This is a genomic window from Embleya sp. NPDC008237, assembly GCF_042956465.1.
Lineage (GTDB): Bacteria > Actinomycetota > Actinomycetes > Streptomycetales > Streptomycetaceae > Embleya.
The window spans coordinates 49,051-68,575 of the sequence record NZ_JBIBGL010000016.1; the positions used below are offsets into that span (position 1 = coordinate 49,051).

Genomic DNA, 19,525 nt, shown 5'->3' on the forward strand with positions numbered 1-19,525 from the left:
CGCGGGCCCCGGTACGCCGGGTGCGGGGCCCGCTCGGCCGGTCGGGTGCGATTCAGTCCTCGGCCAGGTCCGGGCGCAGGCGGTGCCAGGAGGGATGGCGCAACAGGCCCGCGCGGGTGCGCATCGCGTACCGGACCTCGCCGACCAGCCGCGGCAACACCCAGTGCGCGCCGACCACCGGCGGGCGCGGCGTGAACGGACACGTGTCGGTCGCGGACACCCGCAGGAACTCGCCGAGCACCTCCCGGTCCCGATCGCCGAAGCCGGTGCCCACCGCGCCGACGTAGCGCAACAGCCCCTCCTCGCGCACCCCTACCAGCAGCGCGCCGGGCAACCCGGTGAGCCGACCGCGCCCGGGCAGCCAGCCGCCCACGATCACGTCCAGGGTCTGCACGTGCCGGATCTTCACCCAGTTCGGCGAGCGCCGGCCGGGTGTGTACACCGAGTCCAGGCGCTTGCAGACCAGCCCCTCCAGGCCCTCCGCCCGGGTCGCCGCGAGCGCGGTTTCGCCGTGGCCGACCAGCGCGGCCGGCGTCGACCAGTGCGGGCCGCGTAGATCGAGCCCTTCGAGCGCCCGGCGCCGATCGGCGTACGAGCGGTGGATCAGCGACCTGCCGGCCAGGAACAACACGTCGAACAGCAGCAGCCGCACGGGTACCCGAGCGCGCATCCGAGCGGCCTCGGCCGGATGATCGACCAGTGCCATCCGGGGCTGTAGGCGTTCGAAGTCGCTGTGTCCGCGCTCGTCCAAGGCGACCACCTCGCCGTCCAGCACGGCCGAGCGGGTACCGAGCACCGTGCGCAGTGCGTGCAACTCGGGATAGGCCGCGGTGATGTCCGCTCCCGAGCGCGACCGCAACACCACCGTGCCGTCCCCCGGGAGGTAGCCGACACACCGTTGACCGTCCAACTTCGTCTCGTACGCCCAGCGATCGTCCTCGGCGGCCGGCGGCAGCGCGCCCGTGGTGGCGAGCATGGGCGGATACACCGGCAGATCGGCCATGGGGTGAACGTGGTCGGCACGGCCGCCCGGTACACGCCGGGTCCCCCGAACGGTCCAGGTCCCGCCCGACGGGGTTCGCCGGACGGACCGCGGACCGCGCGGGCCGGGCCGGACCCGGACCCTGTGGGGACCCGCACCCGAACCCGGTCCGCGCTCGGCCGCCCTCGGCGGATCGGCGGGTCGATGGGTCAGCGGGTCAACAGGGCCTCGATGGTGGAGCCCGGGGTTTCCGGGGACCAGGTGGGGTCGCAGCCGGCGAGGGCGGCGAATATTCGGGTCCATCGGGTCGGGTCGGTGCCCGGGTGGGCTTCGAGCAGTGCGGCGATCTCCGCGCGGGCCTCGTCCGCGGCGGCGCGGATGGCGGGTTCGACGCCGATGCGGTGGCCGGCCTCGGCGATCCAGCGCAGCACCGAGCCGGCGGCGCGGGCGACATGGACCAGGTCGTGGCCGGTCAGCAGACCGGCCGTGACCAGGTCGTCCAGGTGGGTGTACCAGGTGGCGTCGCCCGGGTCGCTGCCCCCGAAGGCCACCGAGGCACGTGCCTGCTCCGGGGCCAGCGTCGCGGCGCTGCGGGCCACCTGGTAGTGCACCGGGCCCAGTTCCATCAGTCGCGCGGGCGAGTCCGGCTGGAGCACGAGGCGGTTCAGCACCGCCGCCGGAAACGGCTCGCGCTCGTGCTCGGCGACGATCAGGCCCCAGTCGCGCAGGTACGGCAGGTCGAGCACCTCGTTGGTCTCGGCTGCCCCGAAGCACCTGCGCAGCTTGGCCACCAGTTTGTCGCCGGCCCGCTCGCGGTCGATCCGCTCGGTGAGCGCCGCGTCCGGATCGGCCGTCGCGAGTGCCTTGAGCACCACCCGGCCGGCGGTCGCGCCGAGCACGCCCTGCTCCACCAGGTCGCCGATCCGGTCCGTGCCGCCGTACCTCAACAGGCCTCGCAGGCCCAGGAGTCGGTCCAGCAGCGACGCCTTCTTGCCCAACTGGCGCAGCGCGTGCTCGATCAGCTCCGGGTCGGCCGCCTCGACCTTGATCCGCAGCGCCGGCAGCACCGACGCGGTGGGCCGATGGTCGGCCGACAACCGCTCGCGCAACGCCGGATCCAGCGGGAGCAGATCCGTGGGCCCGTTCGCGGGCCGACCCTGCGGCACCCGGGACAACACCGCGCGGCGCACCGCGACGTCCTCGCGCACCAGCGGTGACCCGTACAGGTCCGCGTTCAACTGCGGGTCGTCCAGCCGCAACAGCCGGTTCCGCACCACCGGATCGCGGTGCCGGGCCGCCAGGATCCGCAGCCCGGCCCGGTCGTTCGCCAGGAACGGGTACTCGTCCAGCGCGGGCGCATGGTGCTCGACGTGGCGTGCGTACGCCGACAGCGTGGGATAGGCGTGCTCGCCGAAGCGGGGCAGCAGCACCGCGAGCGCCTCGGGTGACGCGCGCAGCAGCAGGTCGCCCGCCGGCCACCGCCAACCGCGCCAGATCCGCCAGGAGTTCTCGTGGGCCGCGGTGAACTCGATGGTGATCGGCGACCGGACCGGCTGCCAATCGCCGGCCCCGTCGCCACCGTCGGCCGCCGACTTCACGGCCGCGTCCAGGAGTTCGGGCAACGAGCGGTCGCCGGCCGAACCCATCGCGGTCAGCGCGGCCAGCCAGCGGTCCGGGTCCACGCCCAGCCGCTCGGCGACCAGCGCATCGACAGCCCGGTTCAGCGGACCCGCCAGGACCCGCGATTGCCACCTCCTGGGCAGCGGGGTCAGGGTCCGCGCGGGCAGCACGCCGAGCAGCTCGATCGGCCCGACGATGCCGTGCCGGTAGACACCCTCGGCCAGGAAGTCGCCGCCGCCACGCTTTGCTTCGTAGTACTCGCCGATCCAACTCAGAAACGAAGCGGGCTCGGCCGGGCCCGGCCAGGTGTCCCTCGTCGGGTACTGCTCCGGGCGTTCGGCGGGGGTGCCGGCCAGGATCGAGGCGATGCGATCCCTCGTCGGCTCCTCCAGGTCCTTGTTCTCGGCCATCGCGGCCAACACCTCGGGCTCGCCGAGGTCGATCAGGTCGTTGGCCACCGACTCGTCGAACACCCGGCGCCCCAGGGCCACCCGCGGCTCCACCGAATCGCTGCCGAAGCACGCCTCGTAGAGCCAACTCGGGTATTCGAAGCCCGGCGCGTCGATGATCCGCACCGACGCCAGCGCCGCGAGCACGCTCGGATCCGCCGGCACCGGAATCGACTCCGGCCCCGATTCCGGCCCCGAACCGGCACCCGCCGCCATCGTGCGCAGCAGATGCACCGCCACCAGCCGGGACGTGCGATCCTGCTCGACGGCCCGGACCGCACGGCGGCGGACCGTCGGCTCCGGCGCGGACACCGGCTCGTCGCTCGCGGTCTCGGCCGCCTCGCGCCGCGCGATCTCCAGCGCGACGGCGTCCGCACGAGCCAGTTCCTCGGCCCCGGGACGCGGACCCGCGGCCTGGCCGGCCAGCACGATCAGCTCGGCGAGCGACCCGGCGAACCCGTCGACCATGGCGACCGCGACGGCCAACGCGTCGGTGTGGCCCGCGAGATGCTCCCGGCTCAGCTCGGCCAGTCGGGCCCGCAGCGGAGCCAGCACGGTCTCCGGGTTCAGCCCGTGCGCGGACGACACCACCGCCTGCGCCGGGTGGGCCACGTCGACCAGCCGGACCGGATCCAGCAGACCGTGCTCCACCGCCTCGTTCACCCAGCGCTCGTCCCGGTCGAAGGGCTCGGTGCGCAACCACTCCAGTGGCGGGGTGTCGATCGCCCGGCGCACGTGCGTGCGCAGGGCGTTGACCATCGCCAGGCGCAGGTACGCCCGATCCTCGTCGGTGGCGTGCTCGTGTCGGATCAGGTCGTCGATCGCTTCGTAGGCGAACGGCTGCTCGCGGTTGGCCGCCATCAGCAGCGGGAAATCGTGTGCGTACGGCTCGTGCACCAGGTCGCGGACCGTGGTGCGACTGGTCCGGGTCTGGAAGCGGTGCGGCAACGTGGCCGGATCCTCGTAGGGTTCGCCGCTCGCGCGCAGGTCGGCCAGGCCGTCCTCGGCCTTGAGCGCGGCCTCCACCCGCTTGCGGATCTGCGCCGCGGTGCCGGTCCCGGTGGTGTCCAGGAGCGTGCGTACGCCGTCCGGGCCGTGGCGCTCCCACACCTTGATGTAGGCGTACTGCTGGGCGACCTTGCGGCAGCCGAACCCCAGTGCCCGCGCGGCCAGTTCCGGTTCGCCGCAGGCCACCAGCGGGAGCAGGGTGCGCCGGTCGCCGTGCGCGAGCAGATCGCCGCGCAGGCCCGGGTCCAGCGGTGTGCGTCGGGCGATGGCGCGGCGCAACGACGGGGTCGAGCGCATGCCGAGATACGCGGCGGCGTCCACGGCCGGGACCCGCTTGGCGACCAGGCGGTCGAGTTCGCGGATGTCCAGGCCGATATTGCGGGCCAGCGCCTCCCACGCGCGCGGGTCGGTCGAGGTGATCGCCGCCTCGCGCACGGGCTGTGGGAGCACACCGCTGGAGAGCAGGTCGCGCACCAGGCCGTCGGCCAGGTCGGGCAACAACGCGCGCAGGTCGTCCGGGTCGGCCGAGACGAGCAGGTGCCGAAACGGCTTGGTCAGCGTCGGGGGCGGGCCGCCGACCTGCTCCGGCGGCCCGGTGACGGTACCTGCCGCGATGCCCGCGAGCAGGGTCGGCAGCGCGTCGCGGTGCCGGGGCAACACCGCACGCAGGGTGTTCCAGCGGTCCGCGCGGGTGCCCAGGTGCCGGCGCAACAACTCGCGCAATTCGGCGCAGTCCGGGAGTTCGGCCAGCGTGGCGACGGCCGTCCGGGCGGGGCTCACCTCGTTCAGCACCCGGGCCACGTCGGCGGGCTCGGCCAGGTCGCGGGTGAGCGCGGCGATCCGGGTCAGCGCGGGGTGCCGGGGAGTGCCGATCGCCGCCCGCAGCACCGCGAGCGTCGGCCGGGCCACCGGGCCCACCGCCGTCGGATGCGCGGTGTACAGCGCGACGAGCAGGTCGTCGGGGCAGTCCGGGTCGGCGGCCAGGAGTGCGGCGGTGGCCTCCGGCAGCGGCTCGCGCCGGTGCTCGTTCCGCAGCGCGGCCCAGTCGATCTCCCGACGCCAGGGCGACGGATGAACCCCGGCGCGCAATTCGGCGATCAGCCCGGCGGGACCCTCGGCCTCGGCCACCGCGGCGGCAAGCCGGGCGACCCGCGCCTCGGCTGTGCCGTCGGCGGCCTCGGTCGTCTCGGCCGGCCGGCCGGCGAGCGCGGCCACCTCGGGCCGCACGTGGCGCAGCGCCTCGGGCAGCAGGTCGGCGCCGCCGTATCGGCTCAGCGACAACAGGCCGCGCAGTTCCTCGGCGGCGGTCAGGGTGCCGGCGCACGCGCGCAGCGCGTGCGCGACCAGATCGGGTCGTTCGGCGACCACGGCCGCGGCCGGCCCGCGCGGCGGCTCCCCCGCCGCGGACTGCGCGAGCAACTCCTCGTGTAGTGCGGTCAGCGGATGCGGGGTCTCGGTGTAGCGGCCGGGGGCGAGCACGGCCCGGCGCATCCAGCCGGTGGCCTCGGGATGTGCGTAGACGATCCGGTCGACCACCGGGTCCGGTTGCTCCAGGAGCGCGGCCAGGTCTGCCGGGGTGAGCAACCCGCCGTTGCGCGCGAGACTGCGGCGGACCCACGGGTCGGGGTCACGGGCGGCGAGCGCCCGCACGCCCGGTGTCGGCCGGTCGCCCAGGAGTGCGCCGATCACGTCGTCGCCGACGCGATGGCGGATCCGGCCGAGGTCGCCGACGGCGGCGCCCTCGAACAGCAGTCCGATCAGAAGGGCCTTGTTCGCGACCTGTACCCGTGACACCACTCACCCCGTACTCGCCCGTTCCGCTTGCGGGTTACACCCCATCACAGCGTCCGGACATCGGGCGCGCCGGCCCCGCCGCGTGGCCGCCCGGCCCGGACGCGGACCCGGGTCGACGTGTCGACCTGCGGTGGTTACGGGTACAACCGATCGAGTCCTCCCGAGTAGTACGGCCTGTCCGGATCTTGGTCGAGCACGTACTGCGTCGCGATCCGCCCTGCCTGGTGGGGTTCCGGGGCATTCCCGGGGCCGCCGGGTGGCAGGGCACGGTCGGGGCGCATTGCCGGCCGCGGACGGGTCATGTCCAGGCGGAGGCCATGCCCGGCGGGTTCGCCCGCTCGAAAGGACGGTTCGGTGATGACCACCCTGGGTGTCGAGGAGGAGTACCTGCTCGTGGACCCGGTCAGCGGGCTGCCGGTACCGGCGGCCGAGCGGGTCCGGGCCGAGGTGGGTCTGCGGCCCGGGTTCGACCTCGGCGACGTGCAGCCCGAGTTACTGAAGGCGCAGTTGGAGGTGGCGACACCGGTGTGCTCCTCGCTCGACGAGATCGGCGGGCACCTGTACCGGATGCGGCACGAACTGTCGGCGGCGGCCGAGCGGATCGGTTGTCGGATGGTCGCCTGCGGTACCGCGCCCGCGGGCAACGGGAAGCCGATGGAGATCAGCGAGCATCCGCGCTATCTCGCGATCGCGGAGAACGCCCGGCGCCTGGCCGACGTGCAACTCATCCACGGGATGCATGTGCATGTGGCGGTGCCGGACCGGGAGACGGGGGTTCAGGTCGTCAACCGGATCCGGCCGTGGTTGCCGCTGCTGGTCGCGATGGGCGCCAACTCGCCGCTCTGGCAGGGGGTGGACACCGGTTTCGCGAGTTGGCGCACGATCCACTACGCACGCTGGCCGGTCGAGGGGCAACCCCCGGTGTTCGTGGATCTGGAGGAGTACGAACGCAGGGTGGACGCCCTGCTCGCGGTGGGGGTGATGCTGGACCGCGGTCAGGTGTACTGGCAGGTGCGGCTGTCCGAACGTTTTCCCACCATCGAGATCCGCTGCCCGGACGTGCAGTTGCGGGCGGACGATGCGGTGATGCTGGCCGGACTGGTCCGGGCGCTGGTGGTCACCGCACTGCACCAGCACCACGAGAAGGCGCCGTACGCCGCACCCGACCAGGAACTGCTGCGCGCCGCCTGCTGGTTGGCGGCCCGGGACGGACTGGACGGGGATCTGTTCGGGCCGGTGGGGCCGGCGGGAGCGGCCCGGCGGATGCAGGCCGGTGATCTGGTCGGCGAACTGCTCGCGCACGTCACCCCGGTGCTGGACGAATTCGGGGACACCACGCGGGTGTTCGCCCTGGTGGATCGGATGATCGTGCAGGGTACGGGGGCCGATCGGCAGCGTGAGGCGTTCGTGGCCGGGGGGTTGCCGAGCGTGCTGGACCTGCTGATTTCGGACACTTCGGCGAGGTAGGCGACGGTCGGCGGTGACGGGGTGCCTGTTCGGGGAGGACGGGCGGACAGGGGCTGACGGGGGGAGGGCCCGGCAGGCAGGGTGGGGGTGTGTCGACACTTCCGCATCACCCGACTCCTCCGCCTCGGGCCGGCCACCTCGTGGTGTGCGGCGACGATGCGCTCGCCCAGCGGCTGTCGTACGAACTCGCGCACGTCTACGGGGAACATGTGACCGTGCTGCTGCCCTCGGTGCACCGCAACCACGGTCCACAGATCGATGACCTGGCGCGCGGCGGCGGACTTTCGGTGTCCGTGGTCGAGGCCGCCGAGCCGACCGACGACGCGCTGCGCTCGGCGGGCGTATCGGGCGCGTCGGCGCTCGCGCTGGTCTATCGCGACGACCGGGCCAACATCCACGCGGCGCTGCGGGCCCGGCGGATCAACCCGCGGATCCGGCTCGTGGTGCGGCTGTACAACCGCAAGCTCGGTCGGCATCTGCAGGAACTGCTCGACCGGGCGGTGGCGGCCCGGGTCGGCGACGGCTCGGCCGGCGAGGTGACCACGACCGTGCTCTCCGACGCGGACACCGCCACCCCGGCCCTGGTCGCCGCCGCGATCGCCGGTGCGGGCAAGGTCGTTCAGGCCGACGGGCTGCTGCTGCGCGCGGCCGAGCGACCCGCCGACGAGCGCGACCCCGCGCCGTACCTGTACACGCTCGCGCTGGCCTCGGACGAGCCGGGCGGCAGCCCGGAGTTGTTGCCCGACGACGCCGCGGCTGCCGCCGGCCGGGCCACCCGGGGCCGTACCGTCCTGGAGACGATCAGCCTGGAGGAGAGCCCCGCGACGCCGGTCAACCGGCCCCGATTGCCGCCGGGACTGCCGGTGGCCACGCTGTTCCCGCGGCGGTTGCGCTACGCGATCCTCGGCCTGATCGCGCTGCTCTTCGTCTTCGCCGGGCTGACCTGGTGGGTCACCGGGGACCCACCGCTGCGGGCCGCCTATCGCTCGATCCTGGACGTCTTCGGGATGGGCGAACCGGCGCTCGGCGAGGGCACCGGGCGCCAGATCGTCCAGGTGTTGTCCGGACTCGCCGGACTGGCCCTGCTGCCGGTGCTGTTCGCGGTGGTGCTGGAGAGCCTGGGCACCTTCCGGACCGCGACCACCCAGCGTCCGCCGCCGCGGGCGATCGCCGACCACGTGGTGCTGCTGGGTCTGGGCAAGATCGGCACGCGCGTGCTGGATCGACTGTGCGACCTGGGCGTTCGGGTCGTGTGCGTGGAACGCGACCCACAGGCGCTGGGCATCACCACCGCGCATGCGCGCCGGGTGCCGGTGGTGATCGGCGACGTCACCCGCGAGGGTGTCCTGGAGGCCGCGCACATCGGCACCAGCCGGGCACTGCTGGCGCTGACCAGCGACGACGCGATCAACCTGGAGGCGGCCCTGTACGCCCGCGAAGTGGATCCGGAACTGCGGGTGGTGTTACGGCTGTTCGACGACGACTTCGCCAGGACGGTGTACGGGACGCTGCGCGAGTCCTACCCGAACGCGCTCACCCGCAGCCGCAGCGTGTCCTCGCTCTCCGCGCCGGCCTTCGCCGGAGCCGTGATGGGTCGGCAGATCCTGGGCGCGATCTCGGTGGAACGCGAGGTGCTGCTGTTCGCGGCGATCGACGTCGCGGGCCGCCCGGAATTGCAGGGCCGCACGGTGGCGGAATCGTTTCGGGCCGGGATGTGGCGGGTGCTCGCGCTGGACGTGGCCGATCCGGCGGACCGCCGGGCCGATCTGGGCACCGACGCGGCGCCGCAGCGCGATCTGGTGTGGGAACTGCACCCGGGCTACCTCCTCCGGTCGACCGACCGGGTGGTGCTGGCGGCGACCCGGCAGGGGTTGGCCGAGTTGTTGCGCGGGGATCGCGGCGGCATGCCGACGGGGTAGCGGCGCCCGCCCGGTCGGTCGCCCGCGTCGGCCCGCGTCGGCCCGGCGCCGGCTCGCCCGGTCGGCCCGCCGGCCGGCCCGGGTCCGTCCGAGAAGCACAGGATGTCCGAATTTCGCCTTCGATGTGACGGTCCGTCGCCGACAGACTGCGTAGCGACACGATCGTCGATGCAACGAAGGACAGGGTGAGCGGCGATGTCCGAGGGATTCGCGCCGGAGACGGACGCGGAAGCGGGTACGGGAGCCGGATCCGGCCCGGCCGAGGTGATCTTCCACGGCGGCGAAATCGAGACGGTGGCGGGCGGGCCCGGCCCGAGGGAGATCGTGGGGGAGGTCGGTGCGCGACCCGAGGCGGTCGCCGTCAAGGACGGTCGCATCGCCTTCGTCGGCGACCTGGACGAGGCGCTCGCGCAGTGGCGGGGCCCCACGACCCTGCTGTACGACCTGGCCGGCCGGGCGCTGCTGCCGGGCTTCATCGACCCGCACGGCCACGTGGTGGGCACCGGCCTCCAGGAGACGATCGCCGACCTGCTTCCCGAACCGGACGGCGACGTCGGGGACATCGACACGATCGTGCGCAAGCTGCGCCGGTTCGCCGACGGTGAGGTCGGCCGGCGATCCGAGTGGATCGTCGGCTTCGGCTACGACGACGCGCTGCTGGACGGCGAGTCGCATCCGACCCGGGAGGACCTGGACCGGGTCTCCATGGAGCGGCCGGTGCTGGCCATCCACCAGTCGTTCCATCTGGGCGCGGTGAACAGCAAGGGGTTGGAGGTGCTGGAGTACAGCGCCGCCACGAAGGACCCCAAGGGCGGGCGGATCCGACGCGGCGACGAGTCGGTGCTGCCGTTCGGCGAGCCGGACGGGGTGTTGGAGGAGACCGCGTTCCTCCCCGCCTCCGGCCGCGCGATCATGGGCATCGCCGAGCAGGATCGGGCGCGCTTCCTGGACAAGGGCTTGAAGGCGGCGGCGAGTTACGGCTTCACGACCGTGCAGGAGGGCGCCGCGGAGTTGGCGGTGCTGGGTGACCTGCGGGCACTGGCCGCGGCCAAGGCGCTGCCCCTGGACGTCGTCGTCTACGTGAAGGCGGCCGACGCGATCAAGGCGCCGCACCTGGTGGAGGCGAGCGCGGAGTATCTGAACGGTCTGCGGGCGGCCGGGATCAAGCTGCATCTGGACGGCTCGCCACAGGGCCGGACGGCCTGGCTGCGCAAGCCGTACAAGACTCCGCCGGGGGACTTGGGCGACGACTACTGCGGCTACCCGACCCTGGAGGAGGAGGTCGCCCTCGACCAGGTCCGGGCCGGCTTCGCACACGGCTGGCAGGTGATCGCGCACGTCAACGGCGACGAGGCGATCGCCCAGCTGATCCGTTGCGTGCAGACCGCCACCAAGGAGGCGAGGCCGGCCGATCGGCGCACCGTGGGCATCCACTGTCAGACGGCGGGTGAGGACCAGATCGAGGAGTTCCGCCGCTTGGGCATCATCCCGTCGTTCTTCTCGATGCACACGTTCTACTGGGGCGACTGGTACTACGAGACGGTGCTCGGTGAGGAACGCGCCGTCGACATCTCGCCCGCGGGATGGGCCCTGGCCCGCGGCATGGTCTACACCTCGCACCACGACGCGCCGGTGGCCCGGCCGAGTTCGCTCGCGATCCTGTCGAGCCAGGTCACCCGGAAGACCCGCAAGGGCAAGACGCTCGGCAAGCACCAGTGCGTGTCGGGCGCGGACGCGGTGCGGTCGATCACCATCAACGCGGCCTACCAGTACGGCGAGGAGGCGGACAAGGGCAGCATCGAGGTGGGCAAGCTGGCCGACCTGGTGATCCTGAGCGCGAATCCGGCGACGGTGCCGGGTGAGGCGATCGCGGAGATCACCGTCGAGGAGACGATCAAGGCGGGCCGTACGGTCTTCCCGCCGGTCGAGGAGACGCCCGTCCCGGTGCCCCCGGGGGTCGGGGCGAAGCTGTTCACGCACCACTGCTGACGGCGTGGTCCGTCCCGCCCGGGCCGGGTCGGCGCGGGCGGGACGACCCGACGGTCAGGCCAGGGGGACGCCGAGGTCGGGCAGCACTTCTGCGCCCGGGAGTTCGGCGAGCAGCCGGCCGGGCACCCACAGCTTGGAGCCGCGGATCCCGGAGCCGACCACGATGCGCGGGTGGGCGGCGACGGCGGCGTCGATCAGGATCGGCCAGTCCGCGGGCAGCCCGATCGGGGTGATCCCGCCGTACCGCATCCCGGTTGCGGCGAGCACCGCGTCCACCGGGGCGAACGACGCCTTGCGGGCGTCCAGGTGCCGGCGGACCAGGCCGTTCACGTCGGCCCTGGTGGTGGCGGTGATCAGACATGCCGCGTAGGTGACCGTGCCGCCGCGCTTGGCGGCGATCACCACGCAGTTCGCGCCGTCGGCCGGGGCCACGTCGTAGCGGGCGCAGAACGCGGCGGTGTCCGCCAGTTCGGGATCGATCGCGGCGACCTCGACCAGGCCGGCCGACTCGGCCGGCCAACCGGCCAGGGCACGGGCCACGGGTTCGGCGAGCAACTCGGGGTGGGACAGCGCGGGATGAAGGGCGAGTGCGGTGGTCATGGGGCCATCCAACCCAATCGGCCGCACTCGTGCGCGCGAGCACGCGGGAGACCGGCCTCGCCGCCCGGCGGGCGGGTCGGCGGGACCGGACCCGCGGCCGGCGGGCGTGGTGCTCACCCCCGGAGGCGGCGGACGGCGCACCCGCGGCTCGGCGACACGCTCGCGCCGGGCGTTCACCCGCGGACGCGGCGGACGTGGCGGGCGTACATCGGGCGGCCGACCAGGCCCCAGATCAGCCGGGCCTGGAGCGGCAACCCGCCGAGCATCGTGGCCCGCTCGGTGGCGTCCGCGTCCTCCAGCACCACACCCAGCAGAAGCAGGATCTGCGGCTTGGGCGTGGTCTCCACGAAGTGCTCGCCCATCGCGTTCCACTCCTGCGCGGTCAGCAGCCGCTGTGCCAGCGGGAGCAGCTCGGCCTCCTCCTCGTCGAGGTGCTCGACCAGCGCCGCGCGGTGCTCGACCAGCGCCGCCACCGCCGCGTCGCGCTCGGCGGCCCCGGCGCCCGCCGTCCACGCCGCGATCAGCTCCCCGGCGGCGGTCAGCGAGCCGGCCACCCGCTCATGCTGGGCCTCCATCCGCAACACCAGGTCCGCCTCCAGGTCGACGCGCGCCAGCAGCGGCGGCCACAGCAGCTCGTCCTCGCCGGTGTGGTGCCCGTGCAGGCCCAGCCGGTACAGGTCGAAGTGCTCGGCGAGCACCTTGGCCCGGGCGGTGTCGCCCGGCGCGACGGCGGCGATCAACTCGATCAGCAGGCGCGATTCGCGGCGCAGCCCGCGGTGGACGATCACCATTTCCCGGGTGTCGAAGCCGGCCGAGGCGGGGGAGACGGGCGAGGAGGACGAGGCGGTCATGGTGGGTGATCCCTTCGGTGGGCCCTCGACGCGGTGTCGCCGGGCATGCTCATAGCCTGGTCCCGGCGTCTTGGAGGAATCCTGGAAGGAACATGGAGCCGCCCGGCGGGGTTGTCCGGCGGGCGGCTCGCCGACGACGGGCCGCGCGAACCGGGTCGGGTGAAGGGGGAGAGATGGTGTACCTGCGCGTGCTCGGCCCGTTCGAGGCCGAGGTGCACGATGTGACCGTCCCACTGGGTGGTCCGCGCCAGCGCGCCGTACTCGCGCTCCTGGTGGCCGCCCGCGGGCGGGTCGTGTCGATCGACCGGATGATCGAGGACCTGTGGCGCGGCGAACCGCCCGCCCAGGCCGTCACCTCCCTCCAGGCGTACGTGTCCAACCTGCGTCGTCTGCTCGAACCGGGTCGGCCGCGGCGGGCCCCGGCCACGATCCTGGTCAGCGCGGCGCCCGGCTACGCGCTGCGGCTGCCGGACGACGCGGTGGACGCGTGGCGCTTCGAAGGGCTGCTCCGGAGCGCGCGGGAGCGGGCCGAGACCGACCCGGCCCGGGCGCGGACCCTGGTCGAGGCGGCGCTGGCGCTGTGGCGCGGCCCGGCGTTCGCCGCCGCCTCGGACGAGCCGTGGGCCCTCGCGGAGGCCGCCCGGCTGAGCGAACTGCAGCTGAGCGCACGCGAATTGCACATCGCCGCCGGCCTGCGCTCGGGCGCTGCGGCGGGCGCGGCGGCGGATGCCGAACGGCTCACCCGCGAGGCGCCGCTGCGCGAGGAGGGTTGGCGCCTGCACGCGCTGGCGCTGTGGGCGGACAACCGCCAGGCGGACGCGCTGGCCACGCTGCGCCGGGCCCGCGCGGTACTGGCGGCCGACGTCGGTCTGGACCCGGGTCCCGCCCTCACCGAGGTCGAGGCGGCGATCCTGGGCCGACACATGGACGTGCTCCGCGCGGCGACGGCGCCGGTGGCCTCGGCAGCCGGCGCCGACCTGCCTGCGACCGCCGAGGCGGTGGGCGACGCCGGCGGCGGTGCGTCGAGCCGGGCCGACCGGGTGCCGAACCCCCCGGGGAAACCGGACCCGGCCGCGGAGCCGCGGATGGGCACGATCCCGGTCGCCGACGCCCACATCCATCCGCAACCCGGCGGCCCCGGAGAGCTGTTCGTCGGGCGCGACGACGAACTCGCCGCGCTGCTGGGCGCGGCGGGGCAGGTCGCGTCGGCCGGCCTGCGGGTCGCGCTGGTCACCGGCGAGGCCGGATTGGGCAAGTCCGCGCTGCTCGGCCGGCTGAGCGCCGAACTGGAGCGGGCCGGGCTGCTCGTGGCCACCGGGCGCTGTCCCGAGGTGGACGGCGCACCGCCCGCCTGGGCGTGGGTGGAGGCGCTGCGGTCGATCGCCGCGGTCGTGCCGCCGCCGCCCGAGTCGGCCGCCGCACTCGCGCCGCTGCTGGGCGACGACGCGGCCGAGGGACCCGGACCGGACACCGCCGCGGGCCGGTTCCGGCTGCACCGGGCGGTCTGGTCCTGGCTCGCGGTCGGTGCCCGGCGCCGACCGCTGGCCGTCCTGCTGGACGACCTGCACCGGGCCGACGCCGAGACGCTGGCCCTGCTCGCCGCGGCGGCCGACGGCGACGCCGCGGGGGCGCCGGTGTTCGTGGTCGCCGCGTACCGTCCCGACGAGGTGGACGGCCGGCTCACCGAGACCCTGGCCGGCCTGGCCCGCCGATCGCCGGTCCGCCTCGCGCTGGCCGGCCTGCCGGAGGCCGCCGTGGCCCGGGTCGTGGACGCCGTGTCGCAGACGCCCGTCGACCCCGCGACGATCACCGCGCTGGCCGAACGCACCGGTGGCAACCCGTTCTACATCCGGGAGAGCGCCCGCCTGCTGGACAGCGAAGGAGCCCTGGTCGCGCTCTCCGACGTGCCCGAGGGGGTCCGGGACGTGCTGCGCCGGCGCCTGGCCCGGCTGCCCGACCCGGCCGTCGCGGTGCTGCGGCTGGCCTCGGTCGCGGGCCGCGAGGTGGACGTGGACGTGCTGGTGGACGCGGCCGAGGTCGACGAGGGCGGTGTGCTGGACGCGTTGGACGCCGGCCTGATCGCCGGCCTGCTCACCGAACCGGCCCCCGGCCGGGTGCGGTTCGTGCACGCACTGGTCCGCGACACGATGGTCGCCGACCTGAGCGGGCTGCGCCGCACCCGGATGCACACCCGAATCGCCGCCGCCCTGGAACGGCTCGGCACCGGGGACGTCTCGGCGCTGGCCTACCACTACGGCCACGCGGCCGGCGCCGGCACCGCGGCCCGGGCCGTCGAAGTGTGCATAGCCGCAGCCGAGTTGGCCGAGCGTCGCTTCGCCCACGACACGGCCGTCGACCTGCTCGCCCGCGCACTGGAGTGCGTGGACCGGATTCCCGCCGACACCGCCGGCGACCGGGACGGCCGGCGGGCCGACCTGTTCGGCCGGCTGCTGCGCGCCCAGGTCCGCGCCGGTGACGTCGCGGCGGCCCGGCAGACCCGGCAACGCGCGTTCGACGCGGCCGAGTCGGCACACCGCGACGACCTGACGATCGCCGCGTTCACCGCGTGGACGGTGCCCACGCCGTGGCAGAGCCGGCCGTACGGCGACTTGGACCTCGGCGTGGCGGCGGCGCTGCGCCGGCTGATCGCGCGGACCGATCTCGACCCGCAGACCCGATGCCGGCTGCTGGTCGGCTACGCCGGCGAGCTGAGGGGAGAGGACGTCGACCCGAGCCCGGGCGCGGCGGCCGAGGAGGCCGTCGTGCTCGCGGCCGACCTGGGCGATCCCGATCTGCGGGCACTCACCCTGACCACGCTCACCGGCAACCTGGACAGCCTGCCGGACGCGCCGGCCCGGGCCGACGTCTCCGTCGAACTGGCCCGGATCGCGGACGAGTCCGATCTGCCGGAGTACCGCTGGTACGGCAGGTACAACCTGGCCACCGCCGCGGCCGACCAAAACGACCCGGCCCTCGTGCGCCGGTTGGTGGACGAGAGCGCGGCAATCGCCGAGGCGTACCGGATGCCGGACGCGATCGGCGTCGGTGCCGTCGCGCTCGCGACCCTCGCGCACATCGACGGCCGCTACGAGGAGGCCGAGGAGCGCTATATCCGGGCCACCGAGCCGATGATCGCGCAGGGTTCGCTGCACGCGTACGGCCTGCGCCGGCTCGCCCTCGCCACGATCCTGCTCGGCCGCGGCCGGATCGGCGAACTGGCTCCGGAGGCACCGGAGATCCTGGCCGGCTTCGGACCGTTCGTGGCCGACCTGTGTGCGCTTGCGCTGGCCGCCGACGGCCGGATCGAGCAGGCGCGGGCGACCCGGTCGGTGATCGAGCCGATCCGCCGCGACTTCTTCCACACCCCGATGTCCGTCCTGCGCGCGGCGGCGGTGGTGGCGCTGGGCGAACACGACGAGGCCGCCGCGCTCTACCCGACCCTGCTCCCGCTGCGCGACGCGGCACCGGCATGCGCGGGGCTGTCCCTGGCGATCCGGCCACCGGCCCACACCCTGGGCGAACTGGCCCGCTTCCTGGGCCTGGAGACGGAAGCGAACGAACACTTCGACCGCGCCGCCGAAATCGCCGACACCTGGGGCGCGAAGCACTGGGCCACGGAGGCCCGCGCGGCACGGACATAGGCCGGGCCTGTCCTCAATCCCGCCGTCGTGGTGCTCGGCGGGGGATTGAAGACAGGCCCCGGGGGCGTGTTTGGGCGGATCTCGGTGGGCCGCACCGCCCGGCCCCGCATCCGCCCTGCGGCTCCCGCCTCGACCGCACTCGCACCCTGGGGCAGCCGATCCGACGGTGGGTCGCCACGGATCCCCACCCGCGAGACCCGCTTCGCCGACCGCCCCCGCCGACCCCGATCGCTGTCAGTCCTCCGGCCGGGGGCCCGAGCGTACCTCCACGATCGGCAGGTGCAGCGCTCCCGGCGCGTGCGCCGGGACCACCGGCGCGACCGGTGCGGTGCAGGGGATCCGCCGGTAGGGCGAGCCCAACTCCGGGCGGGCGTCGGCCTCTCCGCGGTTCGGCCACAGGGCCGTCGCGCGCTCCGCCTGGGCGGTGATGGTCAGGGACGGGTTGACGCCCAGGTTCGCGCTGACCGCCGCACCGTCCAGGACGTGCAGACCCGGGTGGCCGTACACCCGCTGGTACGGGTCGACCACCCCGGTCTCGGCCGACTCGCCGATCACGCAGCCGCCCAGGATGTGTGCGGTCATCGGCACGTTGGCCAGATCGCCCCAGGTGCCGCCGGCCACCCCGCCGAGCCGCTGCGCGATCCGCCGGACGGCCTCGTGACCGGCCGGGATCCAGTTCGGGTTCGGCTCGCCGTGGCCCTGTCGGGTGGTGATCCGGGTCCGGCCGAACAGGCCGCGCTTGCGGTACACGGTCAGCGAGTTGTCCCGGGATTGCATCACCAGCGCGATGATCGCCCGCTCGGACCAGTTGCGCACGTTCAGCAGCCGCAGCTTGGCCGGGTCGCGCAACGACTGGCGCAGCAGTTGGCGGACCCGGGGCCGGTCCCCGTCGGTGAGCAGGGTCTGCAACAGCCCCATCGCGTTGGAGCCCTTGCCGTAGCGGACCGGTTCGATGTGGGTGTCCGCGTCCGGATGCCACGAGGACGTGATGGCCACCCCGCGCGTCGCGTCGATCACCCCGGTCCTCGGGGCGACCGCGCCGACCAGCGCCTCGGAGTTGGTCCGGGTCAACCGGCCGAGCGTGCCGGACAGGTGCGGCAGCGTACCCTCGGCCGCCATCCGGTGCAGGAGCCGCTGCGTGCCCAGCGTGCCGGCGGCGAACACCACCTGCTCGGCGGTCCAGGTGCGCGGCGCGCGCGGCGCCGTCGCGGGCCCGCTGTGTACGGTCTCCACCGCGTAGCCGCCGCCGGACCCGTCCGGGTGCCGACCCGGACCCAGCGGCCGGACCCGGCGCACCGTGCGCTCCGCATGCACCTCGGCGCCCGCCCGTTCGGCCAGGTACAGGTAGTTCTTGAGCAGCGTGTTCTTCGCGCCGACCCGGCAACCGGTCATGCACGAGCCGCATTCGGTGCACGTGGTCCGGCGCGGCCCGACCCCGCCGAAGAACGGGTCGGCCACGTCCTCGCCGGGCCGCTCCCCGTCCCCGGGGAACAACACGCCCACCGGCGCGAGGTGGAACGTGTCGCCCACGCCCATGTCCTCGGCGACGGCCTTCATGTGCTCGTCGGCGGGCGTCATGTGCGGGTTCGTCACCACGCCCAGCATGCGCTTGGCCTGGGCGTAGAACGGTGCGAGTTCGGCGTGCCAGTCGGTGATGCGACCCCACTGCGGGTCGTCGAAGAACGGCTGTGGCGGTTCGTAGAGCGTGTTCGCGTAGTTCAGCGAACCGCCGCCCACGCCCGCCCCGGCCAGCACCACCACGTCCTTGAGCACGTGGATGCGCTGGATGCCGGTCAGGCCCAGGGCCGGTGCCCACAGGAAGTCGCGCAACTGCCAGGAGGTCTTGGGGAAGTCGGCGTCGGCGAAGCGCCGTCCGGCCTCCAGGACACCGACCCGGTAGCCCTTCTCGGTCAGCCGCAATGCCGCGACCGAACCGCCGAAACCCGAACCGATGACCAGAACGTCGTAATCGAACACGGGGGACCCTTCGCCGGGCGGGCAGGAGGCATGGCACGAGATCTCGCGATCCGGCGATCCTACTGCTCGGTAACCCGGCGAAGGCAGTCCCTCGCTGGTCCGATTCGGTGACGGGAATCGGTGCGCAGGGCGCTGGGACTCAGCCGCTCTTGCGGCGGAACGAGCGCTGCTGTGCGGCGGGCCCGTGTGCACCGTGGATCTTCGACCCGTCGCCGCCGGGACCGTCGCCGGTGCCGTCGGTCTTGGTGCCGCGCTTGCGGGCGAGTGCCTCGCGGAACTTGCGCTTGGTCTCGTCCTCGGGCGTCTCGGGCTCGGTGGCCTCGACGACCGTCTCCTCGGGTGTCTCGTTCGCGGGTGTCTCGTCAGCCATGGTGCGTTCCTGCTCTCGAACTGGATTCGATCCGTGGGGACACCCTTCCATGCCGGAGCCCGGGATGGCACGCCCGGACCGGGTGACGCCCGCAAGAGCGGACATACCGGTCGGCCGCCGAGTGCCGGGCCTCGAACAGCGGCCCTCCGGGCCGGCCGGGCGAGGTCAGCCGGCCGAGGTCAGCCGGGCGGTACGGATCACCAGCGTGTCGATGAAGTCGGTCAGCGGCGGCCAGTCGAAGACGGGCGCGGTCATCCGCAGCAGGATCGCGCCGTGCATCGCGGCCCACACGGCCAGCGCGTCCTCGAACGGATCGGTTCCGGCCGAGTGGCCGGCCGCCGCCGTGGCGGCGATCGCGTCGATCAGGGTCTGGAAGACGTCCATGCGACTGGGCAGCGCGGCCGGCGGCGGAGTCGGCTCGGCCGGATCGGTGGCAGCCGGGCGCATCCGGTGGAACAGGGCGCGATAGCGGCCGGGGCGCTCCATCGCGAACCGGGCGTACGCGCGACAACCCGCGAGCAGCGAACGATCCGCCTCGGTCTCCTCGGCGGCGGCGGCCACGATGGTCGCCTGCAACTCGTCGAAGTAGCCGTTGAGCACGGTGTCCAGGATGTCGTCGAGATCGTTGAAGTGCGCGTAGATCGACGGAGCGGTGATCGCGGCCTCGCGCGCGATCCGGCGCAGCGTCACATCCCCGGAGTGTCCGTCGCGTTCGATGAGTGCGGTCGCCGCGGTGAGGATGTCGTCGCGCAGAAGCGCACCCTGGCCGCGGCGATTGCGTCGGCGGTTCGGCCCCTGATCGTCGTCCATGGTCGTCAGCGTACGAGGCGTGGAATCGGCGCCTGCGGGCATGGTGCC

At 73.9% G+C, this 19,525-nt stretch carries 11 protein-coding genes; 4 read left to right on the plus strand and 7 right to left on the minus strand.

From position 1 onward, the window contains the following. Positions 1-52: 52 nt before the first annotated feature. Positions 53-1,003 (minus strand): non-homologous end-joining DNA ligase, encoded by a 951-nt coding sequence (ligD, locus tag ACFZBU_RS34665; RefSeq protein WP_391587691.1) that lies wholly within the window; start codon positions 1,001-1,003, stop codon positions 53-55. A 188-nt stretch (positions 1,004-1,191) separates the two neighbouring features. Further along, positions 1,192-5,853 (minus strand): hypothetical protein, encoded by a 4,662-nt coding sequence (locus tag ACFZBU_RS34670; protein WP_391587692.1) that lies wholly within the window; start codon positions 5,851-5,853, stop codon positions 1,192-1,194. A 357-nt stretch (positions 5,854-6,210) separates the two neighbouring features. On the opposite strand from ACFZBU_RS34670, the gene ACFZBU_RS34675 reads away from it, so the two are divergent. The 3 genes from ACFZBU_RS34675 to ACFZBU_RS34685 all read left to right on the plus strand — a co-directional run bounded on the left by ACFZBU_RS34675 (position 6,211) and on the right by ACFZBU_RS34685 (position 11,228). After that, positions 6,211-7,320 carry a glutamate--cysteine ligase gene (locus ACFZBU_RS34675; protein ID WP_391587693.1) on the plus strand — a complete coding sequence of 370 codons (1,110 nt, stop codon included), beginning with the start codon at positions 6,211-6,213 and terminating at the stop codon, positions 7,318-7,320. An 89-nt stretch (positions 7,321-7,409) separates the two neighbouring features. Beyond that, positions 7,410-9,239, plus strand: coding sequence for an NAD-binding protein (locus tag ACFZBU_RS34680; protein WP_391587694.1), 1,830 nt, complete (start codon positions 7,410-7,412; stop codon positions 9,237-9,239). A gap of 195 nt (positions 9,240-9,434) precedes the next feature. Next, positions 9,435-11,228: an amidohydrolase gene (locus tag ACFZBU_RS34685; protein ID WP_391587695.1), complete on the plus strand. Its 1,794-nt coding sequence runs from the start codon at positions 9,435-9,437 to the stop codon at positions 11,226-11,228. A gap of 54 nt (positions 11,229-11,282) precedes the next feature. Here ACFZBU_RS34685 and ACFZBU_RS34690 read toward each other — a convergent pair whose 3' ends face one another. Then, positions 11,283-11,828: a YbaK/EbsC family protein gene (locus ACFZBU_RS34690; protein ID WP_391587696.1), complete on the minus strand. Its 546-nt coding sequence runs from the start codon at positions 11,826-11,828 to the stop codon at positions 11,283-11,285. Between the two features lie 173 nt (positions 11,829-12,001). Then, positions 12,002-12,679, minus strand: a complete 678-nt coding sequence (locus tag ACFZBU_RS34695) for a hemerythrin domain-containing protein (RefSeq protein ID WP_391587697.1) — start codon at positions 12,677-12,679, stop codon at positions 12,002-12,004. Positions 12,680-12,852: 173 nt separating this feature from the next. Here ACFZBU_RS34695 and ACFZBU_RS34700 point away from each other — a divergent pair, with 173 nt between their 5' ends. Beyond that, positions 12,853-16,320, plus strand: coding sequence for a BTAD domain-containing putative transcriptional regulator (locus ACFZBU_RS34700; RefSeq protein ID WP_391587698.1), 3,468 nt, complete (start codon positions 12,853-12,855; stop codon positions 16,318-16,320). 234 nt (positions 16,321-16,554) lie between these two features. Here the strand turns inward: ACFZBU_RS34700 and ACFZBU_RS34705 are convergent, their stop codons facing one another. The 3 genes from ACFZBU_RS34705 to ACFZBU_RS34715 all read right to left on the minus strand — a co-directional run bounded on the left by ACFZBU_RS34705 (position 16,555) and on the right by ACFZBU_RS34715 (position 19,477). Next, complete coding sequence (locus ACFZBU_RS34705; RefSeq protein ID WP_391587699.1) at positions 16,555-18,297, minus strand: GMC oxidoreductase; 1,743 nt, start codon at positions 18,295-18,297, stop codon at positions 16,555-16,557. Between the two features lie 139 nt (positions 18,298-18,436). Then, positions 18,437-18,667, minus strand: a complete 231-nt coding sequence (locus tag ACFZBU_RS34710; RefSeq protein WP_355547702.1) for a DUF5302 domain-containing protein — start codon at positions 18,665-18,667, stop codon at positions 18,437-18,439. A gap of 165 nt (positions 18,668-18,832) precedes the next feature. Further along, complete coding sequence (locus ACFZBU_RS34715; protein ID WP_391587700.1) at positions 18,833-19,477, minus strand: TetR/AcrR family transcriptional regulator; 645 nt, start codon at positions 19,475-19,477, stop codon at positions 18,833-18,835. Between the last annotated feature and the right edge of the window lie 48 nt (positions 19,478-19,525).